This is a genomic window from Acinetobacter sp. IK23, from assembly GCF_035615275.1.
Taxonomy (GTDB): Bacteria; Pseudomonadota; Gammaproteobacteria; order Pseudomonadales; family Moraxellaceae; genus Acinetobacter; species Acinetobacter seifertii.
The window spans coordinates 318,130-336,987 of the sequence record NZ_JANBNX010000001.1; the positions used below are offsets into that span (position 1 = coordinate 318,130).

At 36.8% G+C, this 18,858-nt stretch carries 19 protein-coding genes, 1 tRNA gene and 1 pseudogene; 6 read left to right on the plus strand and 15 right to left on the minus strand.

The genetic code is table 11. The features are described 5' to 3' along the window. Positions 1 to 7 precede the first annotated feature (7 nt). The 7 genes from cgtA to uvrB all read right to left on the minus strand — a co-directional run bounded on the left by cgtA (position 8) and on the right by uvrB (position 8,395). Positions 8 to 1,228: an Obg family GTPase CgtA gene (cgtA, locus tag MSG95_RS01625; RefSeq protein WP_002052725.1), complete on the minus strand. Its 1,221-nt coding sequence runs from the start codon at positions 1,226 to 1,228 to the stop codon at positions 8 to 10. Between the two features lie 164 nt (positions 1,229 to 1,392). Further along, positions 1,393 to 2,067 carry a hypothetical protein gene (locus tag MSG95_RS01630; RefSeq protein ID WP_004700009.1) on the minus strand — a complete coding sequence of 225 codons (675 nt, stop codon included), beginning with the start codon at positions 2,065 to 2,067 and terminating at the stop codon, positions 1,393 to 1,395. Positions 2,068 to 2,078: 11 nt separating this feature from the next. Continuing rightward, entirely contained in the window at positions 2,079 to 2,813 is a 735-nt protein-coding gene (locus MSG95_RS01635) for a hypothetical protein (RefSeq protein WP_039255331.1), read from the minus strand. Positions 2,814 to 2,962: 149 nt separating this feature from the next. After that, complete coding sequence (locus MSG95_RS01640) at positions 2,963 to 4,420, minus strand: glyceraldehyde-3-phosphate dehydrogenase (RefSeq protein ID WP_004700004.1); 1,458 nt, start codon at positions 4,418 to 4,420, stop codon at positions 2,963 to 2,965. A 216-nt stretch (positions 4,421 to 4,636) separates the two neighbouring features. Then, positions 4,637 to 5,584 carry an EamA family transporter RarD gene (rarD, locus tag MSG95_RS01645; protein ID WP_077165498.1) on the minus strand — a complete coding sequence of 316 codons (948 nt, stop codon included), beginning with the start codon at positions 5,582 to 5,584 and terminating at the stop codon, positions 4,637 to 4,639. Between the two features lie 107 nt (positions 5,585 to 5,691). Beyond that, a complete protein-coding gene (locus tag MSG95_RS01650; protein ID WP_004700000.1) occupies positions 5,692 to 6,279 on the minus strand; it encodes a lipocalin family protein in 588 nt (195 codons plus the stop codon). A 94-nt stretch (positions 6,280 to 6,373) separates the two neighbouring features. Then, positions 6,374 to 8,395: an excinuclease ABC subunit UvrB gene (gene uvrB, locus MSG95_RS01655; protein WP_004699998.1), complete on the minus strand. Its 2,022-nt coding sequence runs from the start codon at positions 8,393 to 8,395 to the stop codon at positions 6,374 to 6,376. A 495-nt stretch (positions 8,396 to 8,890) separates the two neighbouring features. Between uvrB and MSG95_RS01660 the strand changes: the two genes are divergently transcribed. The 3 genes from MSG95_RS01660 to MSG95_RS01670 all read left to right on the plus strand — a co-directional run bounded on the left by MSG95_RS01660 (position 8,891) and on the right by MSG95_RS01670 (position 12,054). Further along, entirely contained in the window at positions 8,891 to 9,457 is a 567-nt protein-coding gene (locus MSG95_RS01660) for a GGDEF domain-containing protein (protein WP_228128567.1), read from the plus strand. A 194-nt stretch (positions 9,458 to 9,651) separates the two neighbouring features. Beyond that, entirely contained in the window at positions 9,652 to 10,443 is a 792-nt protein-coding gene (locus tag MSG95_RS01665; protein WP_039255320.1) for a hypothetical protein, read from the plus strand. A 174-nt stretch (positions 10,444 to 10,617) separates the two neighbouring features. Continuing rightward, positions 10,618 to 12,054 (plus strand): sensor domain-containing diguanylate cyclase, encoded by a 1,437-nt coding sequence (locus MSG95_RS01670; RefSeq protein ID WP_004699991.1) that lies wholly within the window; start codon positions 10,618 to 10,620, stop codon positions 12,052 to 12,054. 30 nt (positions 12,055 to 12,084) lie between these two features. On the opposite strand, the gene MSG95_RS01675 is transcribed toward MSG95_RS01670, so the two are convergent. Next, a complete protein-coding gene (locus MSG95_RS01675; protein WP_000139632.1) occupies positions 12,085 to 12,264 on the minus strand; it encodes a hypothetical protein in 180 nt (59 codons plus the stop codon). A gap of 208 nt (positions 12,265 to 12,472) precedes the next feature. On the opposite strand from MSG95_RS01675, the gene MSG95_RS01680 reads away from it, so the two are divergent. After that, positions 12,473 to 13,708 carry a pyridoxal phosphate-dependent aminotransferase gene (locus MSG95_RS01680; RefSeq protein ID WP_004699990.1) on the plus strand — a complete coding sequence of 412 codons (1,236 nt, stop codon included), beginning with the start codon at positions 12,473 to 12,475 and terminating at the stop codon, positions 13,706 to 13,708. A gap of 51 nt (positions 13,709 to 13,759) precedes the next feature. On the opposite strand, the gene MSG95_RS01685 is transcribed toward MSG95_RS01680, so the two are convergent. Continuing rightward, complete coding sequence (locus MSG95_RS01685; protein WP_004699987.1) at positions 13,760 to 14,170, minus strand: GFA family protein; 411 nt, start codon at positions 14,168 to 14,170, stop codon at positions 13,760 to 13,762. Positions 14,171 to 14,356: 186 nt separating this feature from the next. On the opposite strand from MSG95_RS01685, the gene MSG95_RS01690 reads away from it, so the two are divergent. After that, entirely contained in the window at positions 14,357 to 14,794 is a 438-nt protein-coding gene (locus tag MSG95_RS01690; protein ID WP_004699986.1) for a PaaI family thioesterase, read from the plus strand. 15 nt (positions 14,795 to 14,809) lie between these two features. Here MSG95_RS01690 and MSG95_RS01695 read toward each other — a convergent pair whose 3' ends face one another. Together MSG95_RS01695 and MSG95_RS01700 are read right to left on the minus strand one after the other, a co-directional pair. Continuing rightward, positions 14,810 to 15,238: a hypothetical protein gene (locus MSG95_RS01695; RefSeq protein ID WP_004699984.1), complete on the minus strand. Its 429-nt coding sequence runs from the start codon at positions 15,236 to 15,238 to the stop codon at positions 14,810 to 14,812. A 101-nt stretch (positions 15,239 to 15,339) separates the two neighbouring features. Further along, positions 15,340 to 15,424 (minus strand): annotated as a pseudogene (locus tag MSG95_RS01700) (hypothetical protein); the annotation flags it as partial. A 49-nt stretch (positions 15,425 to 15,473) separates the two neighbouring features. Between MSG95_RS01700 and MSG95_RS01705 the strand changes: the two are divergent. Next, positions 15,474 to 15,549: transfer RNA gene (locus tag MSG95_RS01705), tRNA-Asn, on the plus strand. A 165-nt stretch (positions 15,550 to 15,714) separates the two neighbouring features. On the opposite strand, the gene MSG95_RS01710 is transcribed toward MSG95_RS01705, so the two are convergent. From MSG95_RS01710 to recO, 4 genes are all read right to left on the minus strand, one after another. Continuing rightward, positions 15,715 to 16,476, minus strand: coding sequence for an SDR family NAD(P)-dependent oxidoreductase (locus MSG95_RS01710; RefSeq protein WP_004699982.1), 762 nt, complete (start codon positions 16,474 to 16,476; stop codon positions 15,715 to 15,717). Positions 16,477 to 16,749: 273 nt separating this feature from the next. Then, entirely contained in the window at positions 16,750 to 17,394 is a 645-nt protein-coding gene (locus MSG95_RS01715) for a tRNA-(ms[2]io[6]A)-hydroxylase (protein WP_004699979.1), read from the minus strand. Positions 17,395 to 17,400: 6 nt separating this feature from the next. Beyond that, on the minus strand, positions 17,401 to 18,126 hold the full coding sequence (gene pdxJ, locus MSG95_RS01720; RefSeq protein ID WP_004699978.1) for a pyridoxine 5'-phosphate synthase: 726 nt from the start codon (positions 18,124 to 18,126) through the stop codon (positions 17,401 to 17,403). 13 nt (positions 18,127 to 18,139) lie between these two features. Next, positions 18,140 to 18,853 carry a DNA repair protein RecO gene (gene recO, locus MSG95_RS01725; protein ID WP_004699975.1) on the minus strand — a complete coding sequence of 238 codons (714 nt, stop codon included), beginning with the start codon at positions 18,851 to 18,853 and terminating at the stop codon, positions 18,140 to 18,142. Between the last annotated feature and the right edge of the window lie 5 nt (positions 18,854 to 18,858).

Sequence of the window (18,858 nt, forward strand, 5' to 3'; positions counted from 1 at the left end):
CGATTTTTTAGTCACGAACGTAGATGCTTTCTACATCATTGTCGTCTTCATCATCGTCAAAATCATCATCATCGTCCATCATGCTTTCAAGACGTTGTGCTCGACGCATTGCACGATATGCTTCTTTTGCCGCAATGGTTTGTTCACGTGTTTCAACTTCTAGTTGTTCACGGAAAGCTCTTACTTCTGCTGCGTACTCAGGATCTTCAACTTCGCGTTCACGTTGCTGTTCAATCTGATCCATCAGGTAGTACACCACTTCCTTTGTACCTTCACTTAATAAGCCCGATGTTTTAAAGACAGGTCCAGTCCACTCTAATTCATCTAGAATGTGCTGACACCACTCTTCACGGCTTTCCTCAGCAATTTGATCCAGTTTATTGAGCACTAAAACAACTGGTAGTTTCGCCAAAGTAGGTGAGAACTTAACCAACTCATTCATAATTGCTTTTGCATTATGAGCTGGATCTGAACCATCAATTGGTTGTACATCAATAATATGTAAAAGAATACGAGTACGCGCCAAATGTTTAAGGAAACGAATTCCTAGACCTGCACCTTCTGCCGCACCTTCAATAAGGCCCGGAATATCGGCCATTACAAATGAACGATGACGGTCAGCATCTACAACACCCAAGTTTGGAACCATGGTTGTAAATGGATAGTCTGCCACTTTTGGCTTTGCAGCACTTACAGCACGAATGAAAGTAGATTTACCAGCATTTGGCATACCTAATAAGCCAACATCTGCCAATACTTTCAACTCAAGACGAATTTCACGAAATTCACCTTTAGTACCCGTAGTACATTTACGTGGAGCACGGTTAGTTGATGATTTAAAGTGAGTATTACCTAAACCACCTTCACCACCACCTGCAACCAGAATTCTTTGGCCGTCTTCAACCAAGTCACCAATAATATCGCCAGAATCTGTATCAACAATTGTTGTACCTACAGGTACTTTTAAAACCACATCTTCACCACCACGTCCGGTACAGTTAGCACCTGCACCGTTTTTACCACGCTCAGCGCGGAATTTACGGGTGTAACGGTAATCGACTAAGGTACTTGTATCATCATCAGCTTGAATATAGATACTTCCACCACGTCCGCCATCACCACCATCTGGGCCACCAAATGGTACAAATTTTTCACGGCGAAAACTGGCTACGCCATTGCCACCGTCGCCAGCCTCTACGGTAATGACTGCTTCATCAACAAAGCGCATTTGCCAATCCTCTAAAAACTCTAAAACCGCCTATTCTGCCATATTTTCATAAAATTCTCGAATAGAAAATCGAGAGAATTCAACTTTCCTAGGTCTTATTCTATATCTTTTGATATTGATAAAAGTTTAAAGCAGATCAGAGTCGCTTTTTATGCGTTAATCCCTTATGGATGAACATTGCGTAAAGGCAAATCCATCTTCATATCTAAATTCGCTTTTGTGTGCTGTACAGAGTTATACATAATGGCATTAAAGCTTGAGATATTGCCCATTTCCATTGCATCATTAATTTTCAAACTTGGATTAAACTGATGTTTAACTGGTAAATTTACCGACTCATCGAACTCAAAATAAACTGGACCATTAAAAGCAATTTTAACAGGAATGGTATAACTACGTTTTAACTGAAATGGAATATCAAGATTAATAGGAATATTTAATTTTAATGGAAATCTAGGTAATAACTTATTTTGGTAAATTAAATCGGTAGTTGTTTCCAAAGGCATAACCTGATCAACTTTCAGAGTTGTCGCATAATCGACACTTACTGTAATTGGCATCTCGACTTCAAACTCTAAATCAGCCAAATACCTTCCCTTTAATGGTACTGAAATCTGACGATCAATCTTAATTGAGGTATCAAGTTTACCTATAGACTGTACCTGTAAATTATTACCAACATGAATTTTTGTCTCTAATGACTCCGGTAAACGAATATCCGACTCATGTGCAGACACTACAACTGAAGCTTGTATATTTAAATAAAGCCAAAATAAAATTGCCGTGAGTACCATAATCAGAAAAAAACTGATCAGCATACTTTTTATTGAACCAAGCATCAGTCACCTTCCTACTTATTCTGGTTCTGATCAGGTACAGATGTAGCATTATCGACTTTAACCCGATTAAGACTCATACTTGATAAAGGTATTTTTAACTCACCATGCTCAATTTTAACTGGCAAAGTATTTTTCACATCTACTGAAGCATTTAAAGCAGTTTTTACAGGTACATTCAAACTACCTTGAATCGGAATATTGGTCTTTAATTGAGCATTTAGAGGAATATGAAGATCTTCTTTTAAAACTGTTTTAACTGGAGCATCAAACTTCAAATGAACTTTTTGATCGAGTGGTACTTGAATATCAATAGGTACATCAAGCTTTAATGGAATATTACCTTTTAATGGCAAAGTGATGTCCTTACCTAATACTCTGACTTGAACTTTAGTATCTATTGGGAGGCTTTGATCAACTTTTAACGTTTCTTTTACAGGAATAACTGTGCTGATTGGCACCATATTATCGAAATATACACGAGGAGTTAACGTCTGTGTTAAAGGTATCGTTAACTTTTCATTAATAGGAATATTCGCATTTACTCGGCCTTTTACATCGACATTTAAAGCATCTTTTACTTTGACCTGTACCTGTAATGGTTCTTGTAAATCAATCGCTACAGCTTGGTTTTTCAGCGGAATATAAATATTAAAATGCTTGAAAACCCAAATGGCGATGAGCACACCACATATATTCGCGATGATGATGAAAAAGAAGACTATCAATAATCTTTTAAACTGCTGCAATTCCAATCCCTTACTATTTCTTTTTGTTCCTTAAATCCTATTCTCATTGATTTCCAAAAAATAATCAGCATATATTTTGTACGGTTGTAAAAAAACCCAGTCTAAACTGGGTCTTTTTGTCACAATATTTTATCTAACGTTAAATAGAATTAAGCGTTAGTTTCTGCAGGAATTTTTGTATAGCTTACACCACACATTTGTTCAGCAATACGTAATACTTGGCAGCTATAACCTACTTCATTATCGTACCAAACATATGCAGTTAAGCGGTTACCAGAAGTAATCGTTGCTTGAGCATCATATACACCAGCAGTACGAGAACCGATAAAGTCACTCGATACAACTTCTGTAGAGTTGGTATAACCGATTTGACCTTGAAGTTTAGAGTTAATCGAAATTTGACGAATGTATTCGTTCACTTCTTCGCGATCAACTTCTTTATCAAGTGTTAAGTTTAAGATTGCAAGAGATACGTTTGGTGTTGGAACACGTACAGAGTTACCAGTTAACTTACCTTTTAATGCAGGTAATGCTTTAGCAACAGCTTTAGCAGCACCAGTTTCAGTAATAACCATGTTCAATGTAGCGGCACGACCACGACGATCAGCTTTGTGATAGTTATCAATTAAGTTCTGGTCATTTGTAAATGAGTGAACTGTTTCAACGTGACCATTAAGAACTTTATATTTGTCATCCAATACTTTAAGAATTGGAGTGATTGCATTTGTTGTACAACTTGCAGCAGAGATGATTTTGTCTTCATCTAAGATGTCAGTGTTATTCACACCAAATACAACGTTTTTCATTTCGCCTTTACTTGGTGCAGTTAATACTACACGTGCAACGCCTGGGCATTTCAAGTGTTGGCTTAAGCCTTCAGCATCACGCCATTTACCAGTGTTGTCGATTAAAAGCGCGTTTTCAATACCGTATTCAGTGTAATCAACTTCACTTGGGCTAGATGCATAGATGACTTTAATGAAGTTACCATTCGCAATGATTGCTTCGTTTTCTTCATCAACAGAGATTGTACCAGCGAAAGTACCGTGAATAGAGTCACGACGAAGTAAAGAAGCACGTTTCGCCAAGTCACCGTCAGAAGACTTACGAACAACAATCGCTTTAAGGCTTAAACCACGACCTAAACCTGATTGGCTAATGATTAAACGAGCTAAGATACGACCAATACGACCAAAACCGTAAAGAACTACGTCTTTTGGTTGTTCAGAAGTTGCACTACCTTTAATTGACTCAACTGCTTGAGCAACAAACGCGTCAACATCACCGCCTTTTTCTTTATATTCAACTGCAAGTTTACCGATATCAACTTCTGCAGAACCAATGTTTTCAACTTTTGCTAAAGCTTCTAAAATTGGGAATGTATTTACAACAGAAAGCTCAACATCTACAACACGTGTACGACGGTGAGTTTTCAAAATTTGAATAACAGAACGGTTAATTAAAGAGCGACCGTAAACAGATACGACAATATTTTTTTCACGGTATAATTGACCGATTAATGCAATCATACGTTCCGCGATTTCTTCACGGTTTTTCCAACGACCTTGGTGTTCAGCATGCAGGGCGATGATAGTGTCTTTGCTCACAGATACGTCCTCTAATTAATTATATCTAGGCGTGATTTTTAAAACCCCGTAATTGTAATGGAATTATTGGCAAGAATGAATCAAAAGCTGACGTTAGTAGCTAGATTTTCCTAAAATTCATCATAAATTCATAAAATACCTATAATTATTTTTTATTATCTTATTGTTTAAAGCAGCTAAATTTTTGCTTTTTCTTACTTTTTGGATTCTGATGCTCTAATGATGAGCATCATTTTTTAATCTTTTTTGATATTTTTCGATATTTAACTGCAAATTTTTGGCTTTTTGCTGCTGTTGATAAAGATGAAAAGCACCTTCTAAAACAAGTACAAAAACAGCACACCAGATTGGAATATAAGTAAACCACTCTTCTCGACCAATACTTTCACCTAAAACCAACGACGCCAAAGCAAGCAATACAGGTTCTAGATATCCGAGCAATCCAAATACCACTAAGGGTAAAAAACGACTCGCTAATATATAACTTCCTAAACCTATAGCACTAAGCACCCCTAGCCCCATAATGACCAAAGCAAGGGTTGGTTGATCGAGAAATTTAGCGTATGGCAATACACCTGTATGGGTCAGATAAATCGCTACGGGCATAATAATTACAAGATCCCACCAAAAACCACCTAAATTATCGGTTTTAATTTTCTTGCGTAATAAGAAATAAGCTGAATAACCAATGGCAACTAAAGCAGTTTCCCAAGCAATACTTCCTAAGCGAAAAATTTCATGGCCTACCCCAACTATGGCCAGAATAATAGCGACCCACTGAAATTTTGATATTTTTTCGCCATATAAGACACTACCAGCTAACACCAGTACAAGCGGTAGAAGGAAATATCCCAAGGACACTTGTAAACCACGCCCATGCATTGGCCCCCACAAAAAGAGCCATAGCTGTACCGAAGTCAACACAGAGGTTGTGATGAGCAATAAAAGAAAAGAGGGGTTTGCCAAAACACGCTGATAGATATTTTTAATATGGCTTAAGTCACCACTCCACCACATAAACATAGTTAAAAATGGCAAAGTTGCAATAATACGCCATCCAAAAGTCTGCTCGCTATCAAGTTGGCCGAGTAATTGGGTATAGAAATAAAGTACACCGAAAGTTAATGATGCCATGACAGAGAAAATCACGCCTTTTAACATCACCAACCTCTTTATACTTCAATAAAAATGAAGCGATACAATACTTGATTTATCCACTATACAAAAGAAAAAACCATGTGAAGACATGGTTTTTTCTTAAGCAAAATTTTTTACTCTTTGTGCTCAGAGTGAATAATATCTCGAATATCAAATCCTAATGTTTTTGCATAATTCAGATATTCATCAACTACCTCTTTTTTAGGGTGCGGCGTTCGAGATAATACCCAAAGATATTTACGAGAAGGCTCTCCAACTAAAACAGTCTGATAGTCTTCATCTAGTTTTAAAATCCAATAATCACCACGAATTACGGGTATCCATCTTACAGCCTCAGGTAAAAAACTAACCTTTAGTTTAGTGTTATATGGTGGATTCACTACAAATGCTTCACCAATAGATTGCTGTAATTGTTTTTGATTATCATAACAACGGTTATCTACAACAATATTCCCATTTTCATTTAAGGTATATGTTGCAGATACGTTGTAAGCACATTTTTTTTGAAAAAAAGCTGGTTTACGTGCGACTTCATACCACACACCTAAATAACGGTCTAATTCAACTTTATCGACAGTTGGTAACGTTTTTTGCTGGGCGTAGGCATATGTTCCAACGGCTAAGCCAGTCAGAACAATCCCGCCCAATGCAATTTTTGCCAAGCGCCAACTGGCTTGCGGAACATTTTTTCGAAATGCCATTGTTGCCCTCAACTTTTAGTTGTGAATACAAAAATAACTTAAATATCTACAGTAGCTTGTTTTTTAAACAAATCATGTAGTGTTATGTATCCATTTATTGCAACATTTGCGCTTTTAAACGAACAATCTCATCACGAATGCGAGCAGCTTGCTCGAATTGTAAGTCTTTAGATGCCCTTAACATTTCTTTCTCAAGCTTAGTAATATGCTTACTAAATAATTTAGGATCAGAAAGAATATGTCGATCGTCAGCACTCAGGGCTTTTGCCTGCTCTAATATCTTCTCATCAATTTGATCATCTGAAAGCACTTCACCTGAATCAATTTCTTTGATGACCTGACGAACAGCACTACGAGGTGTAATACCATGTAGCTCGTTGAACTCAATTTGTTTGGCTCTACGACGCTCGGTTTCATCAATTGCTTTTTGCATAGAATCGGTAATTCTATCTGCATATAAAATTGCTTTACCTTTCACATTTCGGGCAGCTCGACCAATGGTCTGAATAAGTGAACGTTCTGAACGTAAGAAGCCCTCTTTATCTGCATCTAAAATGGCAACTAAAGAAACCTCTGGCATATCCAAGCCTTCACGAAGCAAGTTAATACCGACTAAAACGTCGAATACACCTGTACGTAACTCATGAATAATTTTGACACGCTCAACCGTATCGATATCTGAGTGCAAATAAGCAACCTTAACGCCATATTCTTTTAAGTAAGACGTTAAATCTTCCGCCATACGTTTAGTTAAAGTCGTCACCAATACACGTTCATTTAAATTCTTACGAATATTAATTTCAGAAAGCACATCATCGACTTGAGTAAGTACTGGGCGCACTTCAATTTCTGGATCAATTAAACCTGTTGGTCGAACAACTTGCTCAACCACTTGTTCTGACTTTTCCAATTCGTATTTAGCGGGCGTTGCGCTCACAAATATAGTGGTTGGTACAATACGTTCCCACTCTTCAAATTTCATTGGGCGGTTATCAAGTGCACTAGGTAAACGGAAACCATAATTCACTAAGTTTTCTTTACGTGAACGGTCACCTTTATACATTGCGCCAATCTGAGGAACCGTTACATGCGATTCATCGATAATAAGTAAGGCATCGTCTGGCACATAATCAAACAATGTCGGTGGTGCTTCACCTGCTGGACGGCCCGATAAATGACGAGAGTAGTTTTCAATACCATTGGTATAGCCTAACTGCTGCATCATTTCCAAATCATAACGAGTACGCTGCTCTATACGCTGAGCCTCAAGCAACTTGTCATGTTCTCGGAAGAACTTAAGCTGGTCTTGAAGTTCATCCTTAATGGTATCAATCGCACGAGTTAAGTTGTCTTTTGGTGTCACATAATGGCTTTTTGGATAAATCGTGACACGTGGTACTTTGCGTACCATTTTACCAGTGAGTGGGTCAAACCAACGAATTGAGTCTACTTCATCATCAAAAAGCTCAATACGAATTGCATGTTGGTCCGATTCAGCAGGGAAAATGTCAATAATTTCGCCACGAATTCGATAGGTACCACGTAAGAATTCAAGCTCATTACGCGTATATTGCATTTCAACCAAACGGCGAATAATTTCGTCTCGACTCACTCGGTCACCCTGCACCACATGCAATAACATTTGCATATAAGCATTTGGGTCACCCAAACCATAAATAGCAGATACAGAAGCAACAATAATTGCATCACGGCGTTCTAACAAAGCACGTGTTGCCGATAAACGCATCTGGTCAATATGGTCATTAATTGCTGCGTCTTTTTCAATAAACGTATCTGAAGACGGAACATAAGCTTCTGGTTGATAGTAGTCGTAATAACTTACAAAGTATTCAACTGCATTATTTGGGAAAAAGGCTTTAAATTCACCATAAAGCTGCGCTGCTAAGGTCTTATTGTGCGCCATCACAATAGTTGGCCGTTGTGTTTGGGCAATGACATTTGCCATGGTATAGGTCTTACCGGAACCAGTCACACCCAACAGTAACTGATTACGAAAACCTTTTTCGACGCCATTTACCAGCTTTTCAATTGCCTGTGGCTGATCACCCGCTGGCTGATAATGAGTGACCAAATCGAAAGGTTGATTTTCGTTCACAGTTCTCTCTCTTTTATAAATATGCGTAATTTGCTATTAATGGAGTCAATAAGCCAAATTTACAATCATTTTTCTGTACTTTAATCAGATTTTTGATTACATATAAGTGAATATCTTCAAATTTTATATTTATTAGGCAGTTGGTTCGGTGCCTATGCTATTAGTCTGAAGTTAAAGGTTTCTTTTAGGCACAAATTAGCATTAGCGATTAGTTTATGTACGATTGCTATATTGACCTATTTTTCATATATACAGCCCCAAATATGGGTACGATTAATTATTTTAAATATTTCTTTGGGTTTAGTAGGTTTTATTACAATTCCATATGTACTAAAAAAATTACCGTCCTCTAAATCATTTGATAAATGGATCTTAATTTTTTATTTGATCAGTGTTTCATATTCTTTTTTTCGAGCTGGAATTAACTTCATATTTTTAGAGCCTATAGATCAAAGTCAATTTACCTTAACCTCATCAGTATGGTGGCTGCTATGTATGTCAGCCAACATCCTCTTAAATATTTTATTTGCTCTAGTCATTAGTGGGTGCGCCGTCAAAGATGTTATTCATCATCTCAATAATGAACGTTTTCAAGATCCGCTTACTCATTTATTAAATCGTCGTAGTTTTTTTGAAAAAAATAAAGTTATAGATTTTGGTAATAGTTTTTATTTTTTAATATACTTCGACCTTGATCATTTCAAAACAATTAATGATACATGGGGTCATTATACAGGTGATCTAATTTTAAAAGGCGTTAGTGAAATAATATTAAATAATAAAAAGGCTAATGACTTAGTAGCACGCTTTGGAGGTGAAGAATTTATTTGCTTGATCTCGGCTAAAAATGAAAGAGATGCTTTACACCAGACACAACGGCTTAAAGCTTTGATAGAACAAACTGTATTTACGAATAATAAAATTAGAATTACAGCAAGTTATGGACTCACCTCTATAAAAAACTTACAGGACATTGAACAGGCTTTGCATCGTGCTGATCATCTGCTCTATAGAGCTAAAGCAAATGGTAGAAATCAAATTTCATCTGATTTTGTTATTTAAGTAAGACCTTTACTTTATGACTCTATAAAAACATATCAGTTTCTTATAAGCCTTTCTTTATAAAATGAATTGATAACTTTCATCTTCATTGAGTACAGTCTTATAAAAAATTATAAAAGAAAAATGCAAACAGGTATTGACCCTTCCCGCAATCAACTGCAACATGAGCTTATACTCTATTTAATGATAAGAATATGTCATACCAATACCATGATGAAAGCATTGTAACGGAACTTCCTGAAGATACAGTTTTCGTATTTGGAAGCAATCTTGCCGGGCAACACGGTAGTGGAGCTGCCCGAGTTGCTAGTCAGCACTTTGGTGCAGTTGAAGGTGTAGGTCGTGGCTGGGCTGGACAAAGCTTTGCAATTCCAACTCTAAATGAACATATTCAACAAATGCCGCTCTCCCAAATCGAGCATTATGTTGAAGACTTTAAAATTTATGCAAAAAATCATCCTAAAATGAAGTACTTTGTGACTGCTTTAGGATGTGGAATCGCAGGTTATAAAGTTTCTGAAATTGCTCCGCTTTTTAAGGGCATATATCACAATGTAATTTTCCCTGAATCATTTAAACCATATGTCGAAGAAAATGCTGTTTCACAGTTCCCGACACTTACTCAAAAAATGGTTCAAAGTTTCATTAATGATGAAGTCATCTTTTACTTTAATCATGGTAGCGAGTCTTTTGAAGAAGCTTTAGATAAAACAGATTTATCGAATGCTGAAAAAGCAGTAGCACTTATCGTACTTAATGAAGAATTGTATCCTCGTGACCGTTATGGCAGAGGCCGTGATCATGAATTAAGTGATATTTTGGGTAAGCTCAATGGTAAGATTTTCAATATTCATGGTAATTCAGAAGGCGCGATGATTTTCGTAAGTGTTATTGTTGCACTTATGGAACTATATGATTTCGATGAGCAAGACTTTATTAAATTATGGCGTGGTGAAAAACACATTGAACACCCAATTAACCGCTAATTTATTTTGTCATTTTATGAGTTAAGCAGATAACCTCTGCTTTCTCATTATGTTATTTCACTTACATTAAATATTCTTTATTTTAATTATTCTAATAGATTTAATCTGTTTATCTTTCCAAATCTTAATTTTTCTCACTATACTTTGAGACAAACTGAATACTTAAAGAAACATATGGAAACTTTAGATTCTTCAATTTTTGACCTAACCCCAATTCCAATGTGGATTGAGGATTTCAGTGAAGTTAAACAGTTATTTGACTTATGGAAAAGCCAAGGGATTGAAAACCTATATGATTTTCTAAGCCAAAATAAAAATCTAATTATTGAATGTGCCCATAAAATTAAAGTGATCAAAGTCAATCAAAAAGCTTTAGAACTTTTTGAAGCAAAAAACCAAGAAGAATTGTGCGCGAACTTAGATCTTATTTTTAAAAAAGAGATGTTTGAAGCCCATATTCACGAACTCGAAGCGTTATGGAATGGCAAAACCCACTTCTCAAGTACTACTATAAATTACACGCTCTCTGGTAAACCTATTGATGTACAACTACGGGGGGCAATTTTACCAGGCTCTGAAGCCACCTTTAGCCGTATTTTAATTACGACTGAAGATATTACTCCTTACAAAAACGCACTCCGTCAAGAAGAAAAAAATAGACGTTTAGCAGAGTCAATGTTTATTTACTCACCCACTTCTCTTTGGGTCGAAGATTTTAGTCGTATTAAAAACAGAATTGATCAGCTTAGATTATTAGGTATAGAAGATTTTAGAACTTTTTTAGATGTACATCCTGAATTTGTTCGTCAATGTATCGAAGATATTTTGATTTTAGATGTTAATCAGTCGACCCTCGATTTATTTAAAGCACCCGATAAAAACACTTTGCTAAAAAATACCCATAAAATTTTTGCCGATGAGATGGTGGAAACCTTTAGAGAACAACTGATTGAGCTATGGCAAGGAAATATTCACCACAAGCGTGAAGCAATTAATTATGCATTAGATGGACAAATTAGAAATGTCCTACTGCAATTTACTGTATTCCCAGGCTATGAAGAGACATGGGGACTGGTACAGGTTGCACTCACAGATATTACAGCTCGAAAGAAAGCTGAAAATTATCTCGAATATTTAGGGCAACATGATGTACTGACTAAACTCTATAACCGCGCATTCTTTACAGAAGAACTTAATCGTTTAAATCGTAGTATTATCCGCCCTGTTTCATCAATTTTTTTAGATATGAATGGTTTAAAAGAAACCAATGATCAACTGGGTCATGATATTGGCGATGGGTTGTTACGCCGTGTAGGTAATATTCTAAATCAGGCAATCACACATACTGCTTATACCGCTTCTCGAATTGGTGGAGATGAGTTCGTTGTTTTAATGCCCGGAGCAGACGAAGCGAATGTTTTAATGATGCTTCAAACGATTCAGGAACTTTTCAATATAGACAATCAATATTACTCAAGTCACCCAATTAGTATTGCTATTGGGCATGCAACAACAAAAGACAATGAACATGTAGAGGATATGCTAAAACGCGCAGATCACCATATGTATCAAAAGAAAAAAATTTATTATCAAGAAGTACTACAACAATAAAAAAACAGGCATATTGCCTGTTTTTTTAAATTAACGCTTACCCATAGAACGACGGGTACCACGAGGAGGCATCCAAGTTCTATCTGCATATTGCTCTGGCTTCGGACGCACTTGGTTGTGTACAGCATCACCAGCTTGATTGCTTTCATTCGGCATTGGGAATGGCAATTTCACCAAAGCCTTTTTCTGTTTTGGCTGTTGCTCAGTCATAATTCAGTCTCGATATTTCGATTGCGATTTATTATAAAGGATTTTTCTCATTTCTTTCGAAAAAAGCTTCAATTGAATAAAACCGCAACAAGAACGTTCCTAAATTAAACTTTTTTACATCTAAAAATACCTGCATCCGCAAATTACTTAATTTTTGCGATAAGATAGTATGCTTTTTATTTTTTAATCCCATAAGAGGAATATTGCCGTGGACGTACGTCTTTCTGATCGTGTCAATGCCATCAAACCGTCCCCTACACTTGCTGTAACCAACAAAGCTGCTGAACTTAAAGCTGCTGGCAAGAACGTGATTGGTTTAGGTGCTGGCGAACCAGACTTTGATACCCCGCAACACATCAAAGATGCTGCAATTGAAGCGATTAATAATGGTTTCACCAAATATACGGCTGTAGATGGTACTCCTGGATTAAAAAAAGCAATTATTGCTAAATTTAAGCGTGATAATAATCTTGATTATCAAGCAAACCAGATTTTGGTGTCATGTGGTGGTAAGCAAAGCTTCTTTAACTTGGCGCTTGCTCTATTAAACAAAGGCGATGAAGTGATCATCCCTGCACCGTTCTGGGTAAGCTATCCAGATATGGTGATTATTGCTGAAGGTACACCAGTTATTGTGAAATGTGGTGAAGAGCAACGCTTCAAAATCACTCCTGAACAATTAGAAGCTGCTATTACACCAAATACTCGTTTAGTGGTACTAAACAGCCCATCTAACCCAACAGGTATGATTTATAGCAAAGCTGAATTAGAAGCTTTAGCTGAAGTTTTACGTCGTCATCCACAAGTATTTGTTGCTTCTGATGACATGTATGAACCAATTCGTTGGGAAGATGAGTTCTATAACATTGCAACTGTTGCTCCAGATTTATATGACCGCACAATTGTTTTAAATGGTGTTTCTAAGGCATATGCAATGACTGGTTGGCGTATTGGCTATGCAGCCGGCCCAGCAAAAATCATTGGTGCAATGAAAAAAATCCAGTCTCAATCAACTTCTAACCCAACTTCAATTTCACAAGTTGCTGCTGAAGCTGCATTGAATGGCCCACAAGATGTTTTAGAACCAATGATTGAAGCGTTTAAACGCCGTCATGACTTAGTTGTAAACGGCTTAAATGACATCAAAGGTATCTCTTGCTTACCTGCTGATGGTGCATTCTATGCCTATGCAAACATTCGCCCTCTTATTCGTGCAAAAGGCTTAAAGTCTTGCACAGAATTCTCTGAATGGTTACTTGAAGAAACTGGCGTAGCAGTTGTTCCTGGTGATGCATTTGGTTTAGGCGGCTTCATGCGTATTTCATATGCAACAGCTGATGAAGTACTTGTTGATGCGTTAGCACGTATCAAAAAAGCTGCTGAATCGATTGAAGGTGTTGACGCTGCGATCGCTTCAATTGAAGCAGAAAAGGCTGCTAAATAATTTGTAAAATTAAAAAAGGCCTCAAAATTGAGGCCTTTTTTATAATTAAAATTATTCTGGGTTAAACAAGGCAACTACCTCAGCCTCAGTTAATTTTTTTGTTTGATTTTGGAAAGTATAAAAATCGGGTTTTGAATCAATAAAAATTTCCATATCTAAATTCAAGTCTTCTATTGGATCATTTAAAGAAAATACATTGATATTACAGTAGTTTTGATCTTTCGTTCTCCAAAAAATTGTTGTTCCACAAGTATTACAAAAGCCTCTTTCGCCCCATTCAGAAGAGTTAAATACGCTAAGATGCTTTTGCTGAATAAACTTTAAACTACCTTTGACCACATCAACTGTCATAATGACACCACTAGTTTGTCTACGACACATCGAACAATGGCAAGCATGTACATCATGATTTTTTAATTCAACTTCAAAAGTTGTTTCACCGCATAGACACTGACCGTTCATTATTATTTTCCGCAAGAAGTTTATATTTTTAGGGTTATAAAATATTCTGCTCAACTAAATTTTACAAGTTTATAAACTATAAAATAGCCATATTTCTTGTACTTGCTAACTTGACAATATGCATTTTAACGCCTAATTTAGCATCAAGTTCTATTTTAGAACTTTAATTACTGAAGGACTCAAAAAATGAAAAATCCTATGGAAATGACAGGCCTCGAATTTTTACAAGCCATGATTGAAGGTCACATTCCACCTGCCAGTATTAGCAAAACTATACCTATGCAACCTACTGAAATCTCTGAAGGATCTGTAACCTTTAAAGCACAAGCAGATCTCAACCATTTAAACCCATTAGGTGGTGTACATGGTGGCTTTGCTGCAACAGTCCTAGACTCGGTAACAGGCTGTGCTGTTCATACGATGTTACCCGCAGGTGTGGGTTATGGCACCATCGACCTTAATGTAAAAATGTGCCGCCCTATTCCCCAAAATCAGGCTTTAATTGCCACAGGAAAAGTTATTAATTTAAGTAAAAACTTGGGTATTTCCGAAGGAAAAATTATTGATGAAGAAGGTAAACTGTATGCTTATGCGACAGCAACCTGCATGATTATTCGCCCATAAAGAATAGAGGCAGCTTTAAACGGCTGCCTTTTTTATGACGTAAGGAATAATTGGACGTTCACAAGTTTGAGCAATCACATATGGCGCCCAAATATTTTTAAGTTGAAGCTCGACAACTTCACGATGCTGAGTAGACCAAGCCAGAACTTTATTTTTACCTAACAATAATTCGCCATCGAGCTGGAAAATATAAAGAGGTTGCGATTGATCTAGCAATTTGGAACACTTTAAGACTTTAAATGAAGTACGCACATTCCACTTTGAACTAAACCAGAGTTGTAGCAAATCACCTAAGTACAATCTCTGCTTTTTAAATGGAAAAGCATCAATCCACGCATCTTCTACACATGTGTAATAGGATTCAGGTTGATTTAATATATTAAGATAATTACGTTGATAAAAATCAAAATTAGAAAAAATAGAGGCAATAGTAAGTGTTTTCATACTTATCTCCGATTTAGCCATTTTAGTGCTGGCAAGTTGGTTTAAATCCACACTGTTTGGATTTCTCCAAACGCTTGTTCTTTTTTGAATCTAGCAATTCAGTTTTTAAAGTGCAAGTAATTTATGAGTTTGCCACCCAACCTGGTCAAATAAAAAGCATACAACACAAAAATGAAGGAAACATGACGATTTTCACTTGACCCTTGTCAAAATCTCCTTATAATCGCATGCAGATTCTCCCATAGCTCAGTCGGTAGAGCGACGGACTGTTAATCCGCAGGTCCCTGGTTCGAGCCCAGGTGGGAGAGCCAAATACTAAAAAGCCCGCAGCATTAAAGCGGGCTTTTTTTTGCCATAAATTTATCAATAACTACAAAAAATCCCCTATCTATTGATAGAGGATTTAATTTTTTCTTAGAGCATGTGTTAGGTTTAACGATACAACTTAACTCTAAACAACATATTTTCTTGTTAAATCATTCTTCTACTTCAACCACTTTTAAAGGATTAAAAGACTGCGTTGTTGGCATCATTTCTATACGGTTAATATTAATATGTGGTGGTTGAGTTGCAATCCAAGCTACCGTATTTGCAATGTCTTCAGGCAAAATTGGGTTTTTCTTATCATAGAGACTACTCACTTTATCTTGATCCCCTTTAAAACGTACAAGTGAAAATTCAGTCCCCCCACACAGCCCTGGTTCAACGTTAGTCACGCGCACACCTGTACCAGCCAAATCCGCACGAAGATTTAGACTAAACTGCTCTACAAAAGCCTTTGTTGCACCGTAAACATTACCACCCGGATATGGGTATGTACCTGCAATTGAACCCATATTAATAATTAAGCCAGATTTCTTGTTTACCATACTTGGTAAAATTAATCGGGTAACTGTCACAAGGCCTTTAACATTGGTATCAATCATCGTGTACCAATCATCTAATTCCGCTTTATCTGCCGACTCTAAACCCAATGCCAAACCTGCATTATTTACAAGCAAGTCAATTTGATCAATTTGAAATTCATTGGGTAACTCTTTAAATATCTTATTTATATTTTCTGCTGTATCCGTCATATCAAATACTAATGGATAGAATTTTTCACCCAGTTGTTGTTTTAGTTCTTCTAGTTTTTCTGCCCGTCTTCCGCATCCAATAACGTTATAGCCTAACTCGATCAGCTTTTTTGAAATACTATAACCAAAACCTGCCGATGCGCCTGTAACTAATGCTAACATTCTTATATCCTTGGAAATAATCAACTATTTTAGTTGAACTCATGATGAACATATCAGCCTTTATATTTACACAATATTTATTATTAGGCTAAAAAAATAAAAGTTTTTTTAAAAATTTTAAGAGAAATTAAAATCTATAAAAAATATATTTATTAAATAATTATATGCATTAAATAACTAAAAGCAGAGTTATTTGATCCCACTAGATAAATTATACCCAATAAAAAAAGTTTACCTTGGAAGGTAAACTTTTTTAACAAAAGCCGTCAAAAACTACGCAGGAACACCACTGTGAAAACGGAAAGTATCATCTGGTGTTAATATCAGATTTTTTTCAACCTCACGAATATGTTCAATACGCTGCTGAATATCCTCTTTAGGATTTTTCATTTTTGCTGTTTTGGCCACATCGAGTGCGAGAGCTAAATAGTCTTCGAAATGACGTGATTCTGATTTAAGCAGATAACGATAATAGCGTCCTAACTCATCATCTACACGTGGAGCCAGTGCATGAAAGCGTTCGCATGAACGCGCTTCAACAAAAGCACCTACCACAAGTACGTCAATTAAAGCTTCAGGTTCATAGGTACGAATCTCTTTACGGAGACCACCAGCATAACGTCCAGCACTTAAACCAGTCCACTCTTGACCACGCTTAGCCATAAGCTCAAGCACTTGTTCGTAGTGAAGCATTTCTTCTCGTACAAGCTGAGCAAGTTTTACTTGTAAGTCAGGAAAGAAGCTATAGCGGAACATTAAGTTCATTGCTGTACTAGCAGCTTTCTTTTCACAATTAGCATGATCTTGCATCAAGATATCTAAATTATTGATTGCCTCATCCAACCATTCATTTGGGGTTTGACACCCCAAGAAGTCTAATACAGGCTGCATTAACTCATCATAATTGATACTCGACATTACTAATTATCCTGCTGCCTGAATTGCTGTTTTCATATCTTTAACAGCCTGTACCAGACCTACAAAAACACTCTCAGCAATAATTGAGTGACCAATATTTAACTCATGAATTTGTGGAATCGCTGCAATTGGAGCAATATTTTTTAGATTGAGGCCATGACCCGCATTTACAACTAAACCTTTTGCTGCCGCGTATTCGACACCTTTTACGATACGTGCTAGTTCTTCTTGTTGGTCTTGCTCTGTTTCCGCATCTGCATATGCACCTGTATGTAACTCAATCGTAGGTGCTCCACATGCAATTGCCGCATCAATTTGAGCAAAATCTGCATCAATAAATAAAGATACATCACAACCCAATGCAGCTAAAGCTTGAGTTGCAGCCTTAACTTTTTCAAAATTAGCTACGACATCCAAACCACCTTCCGTTGTCACTTCTTGGCGTTTTTCAGGAACGAAGCACACATGCTGTGGCTGAATTTCTTTTGCAAACTCGACCATTTCATCAGTAACAGCCAACTCTAGATTCATACGCGTTTTTAACAATGGACGCATACGACGCACGTCATCATCTTGAATATGGCGACGGTCTTCACGCAAATGCAAAGTAATACCCTCTGCGCCAGCTTGTTCACAAATGAGAGCAGCTTCTACAGGATCTGGGTAAGTAGTACCGCGCGCCTGTCTTAAAGTAGCAACATGGTCTATGTTTACACCAAGCAATGCAGCCATAAATAAATCCTAATTACGATTGAGTTTGAGTGTTTTGAATCCACAATTGTCGACTTTTTAGGGGACGATCTCCTAAAAGCGATGTAATCATTTGACGGTATAGTTTACCTAATAATTGCAATTGTTCGTGAGAAAAATCCTGACCTTGCTCATAGTCCAACATAGATAAAATTGCTTTTCCAGACAGAGATGAACGGCCTGCCTGAACGACTGGAGCAAAGCCTTCAGTCACTTGAAATTGATAAAATTGATGCGGCAAAATTTCTTTTTGGGAGCTATCAACTGAAAAATCAATAGCGTAACCTAACTCAGGAAGCAAGGCATGTTCAAACTGTCTTAATATCTGTCTAAGAAAGAGATCTGGGTTTTCGTGCGAAGACAATTCTTGTAGTTGAAGTAGTGTTAATTGATATTGTTCAAATGTTTGCGGCATTGCCTCTTCTAAAGGGCAAAGTCTTAAAATAATTTCATTTAAATAAAAACCAGCGAAAAAAGCATCACCAAAAAAGAAAACTGGCTGATTTAGTATTTCCAGCTTCGTAAAATTTTTCAGTTCACTTTTACCCGTAGCTTGTAAGCGGATAGGCTGATATTGAGGGGGTGGAGTCTGTCTTAAAATACCATCGACTCGCCCATACTCTTGAGTGAAGAGATGCACAATATGGCTTTTTTCACGATATTTACGATGATGAATCATATATCCATGCAGGATTTCATTGCGCATCATAAAAA

Coding starts and splice junctions, on each gene's coding strand:
- MSG95_RS01670 (WP_004699991.1), top strand. CDS start 10,618: ATGGAAACTTTAGATTCTTCAATTTTTGACCTAACCCCAATTCCAATG.
- MSG95_RS01675 (WP_000139632.1), bottom strand. CDS start 12,264: ATGACTGAGCAACAGCCAAAACAGAAAAAGGCTTTGGTGAAATTGCCA.
- MSG95_RS01660 (WP_228128567.1), top strand. CDS start 8,891: ATGTCAGCCAACATCCTCTTAAATATTTTATTTGCTCTAGTCATTAGT.
- MSG95_RS01715 (WP_004699979.1), bottom strand. CDS start 17,394: ATGTCGAGTATCAATTATGATGAGTTAATGCAGCCTGTATTAGACTTC.
- MSG95_RS01650 (WP_004700000.1), bottom strand. CDS start 6,279: ATGGCATTTCGAAAAAATGTTCCGCAAGCCAGTTGGCGCTTGGCAAAA.
- recO (WP_004699975.1), bottom strand. CDS start 18,853: ATGATGCGCAATGAAATCCTGCATGGATATATGATTCATCATCGTAAA.
- pdxJ (WP_004699978.1), bottom strand. CDS start 18,126: ATGGCTGCATTGCTTGGTGTAAACATAGACCATGTTGCTACTTTAAGA.
- MSG95_RS01695 (WP_004699984.1), bottom strand. CDS start 15,238: ATGAAAACACTTACTATTGCCTCTATTTTTTCTAATTTTGATTTTTAT.
- MSG95_RS01685 (WP_004699987.1), bottom strand. CDS start 14,170: ATGAACGGTCAGTGTCTATGCGGTGAAACAACTTTTGAAGTTGAATTA.
- MSG95_RS01630 (WP_004700009.1), bottom strand. CDS start 2,067: ATGCTTGGTTCAATAAAAAGTATGCTGATCAGTTTTTTTCTGATTATG.
- cgtA (WP_002052725.1), bottom strand. CDS start 1,228: ATGCGCTTTGTTGATGAAGCAGTCATTACCGTAGAGGCTGGCGACGGT.
- MSG95_RS01665 (WP_039255320.1), top strand. CDS start 9,652: ATGTCATACCAATACCATGATGAAAGCATTGTAACGGAACTTCCTGAA.
- MSG95_RS01710 (WP_004699982.1), bottom strand. CDS start 16,476: ATGTTAGCATTAGTTACAGGCGCATCGGCAGGTTTTGGTTATAGTATT.
- MSG95_RS01690 (WP_004699986.1), top strand. CDS start 14,357: ATGAAAAATCCTATGGAAATGACAGGCCTCGAATTTTTACAAGCCATG.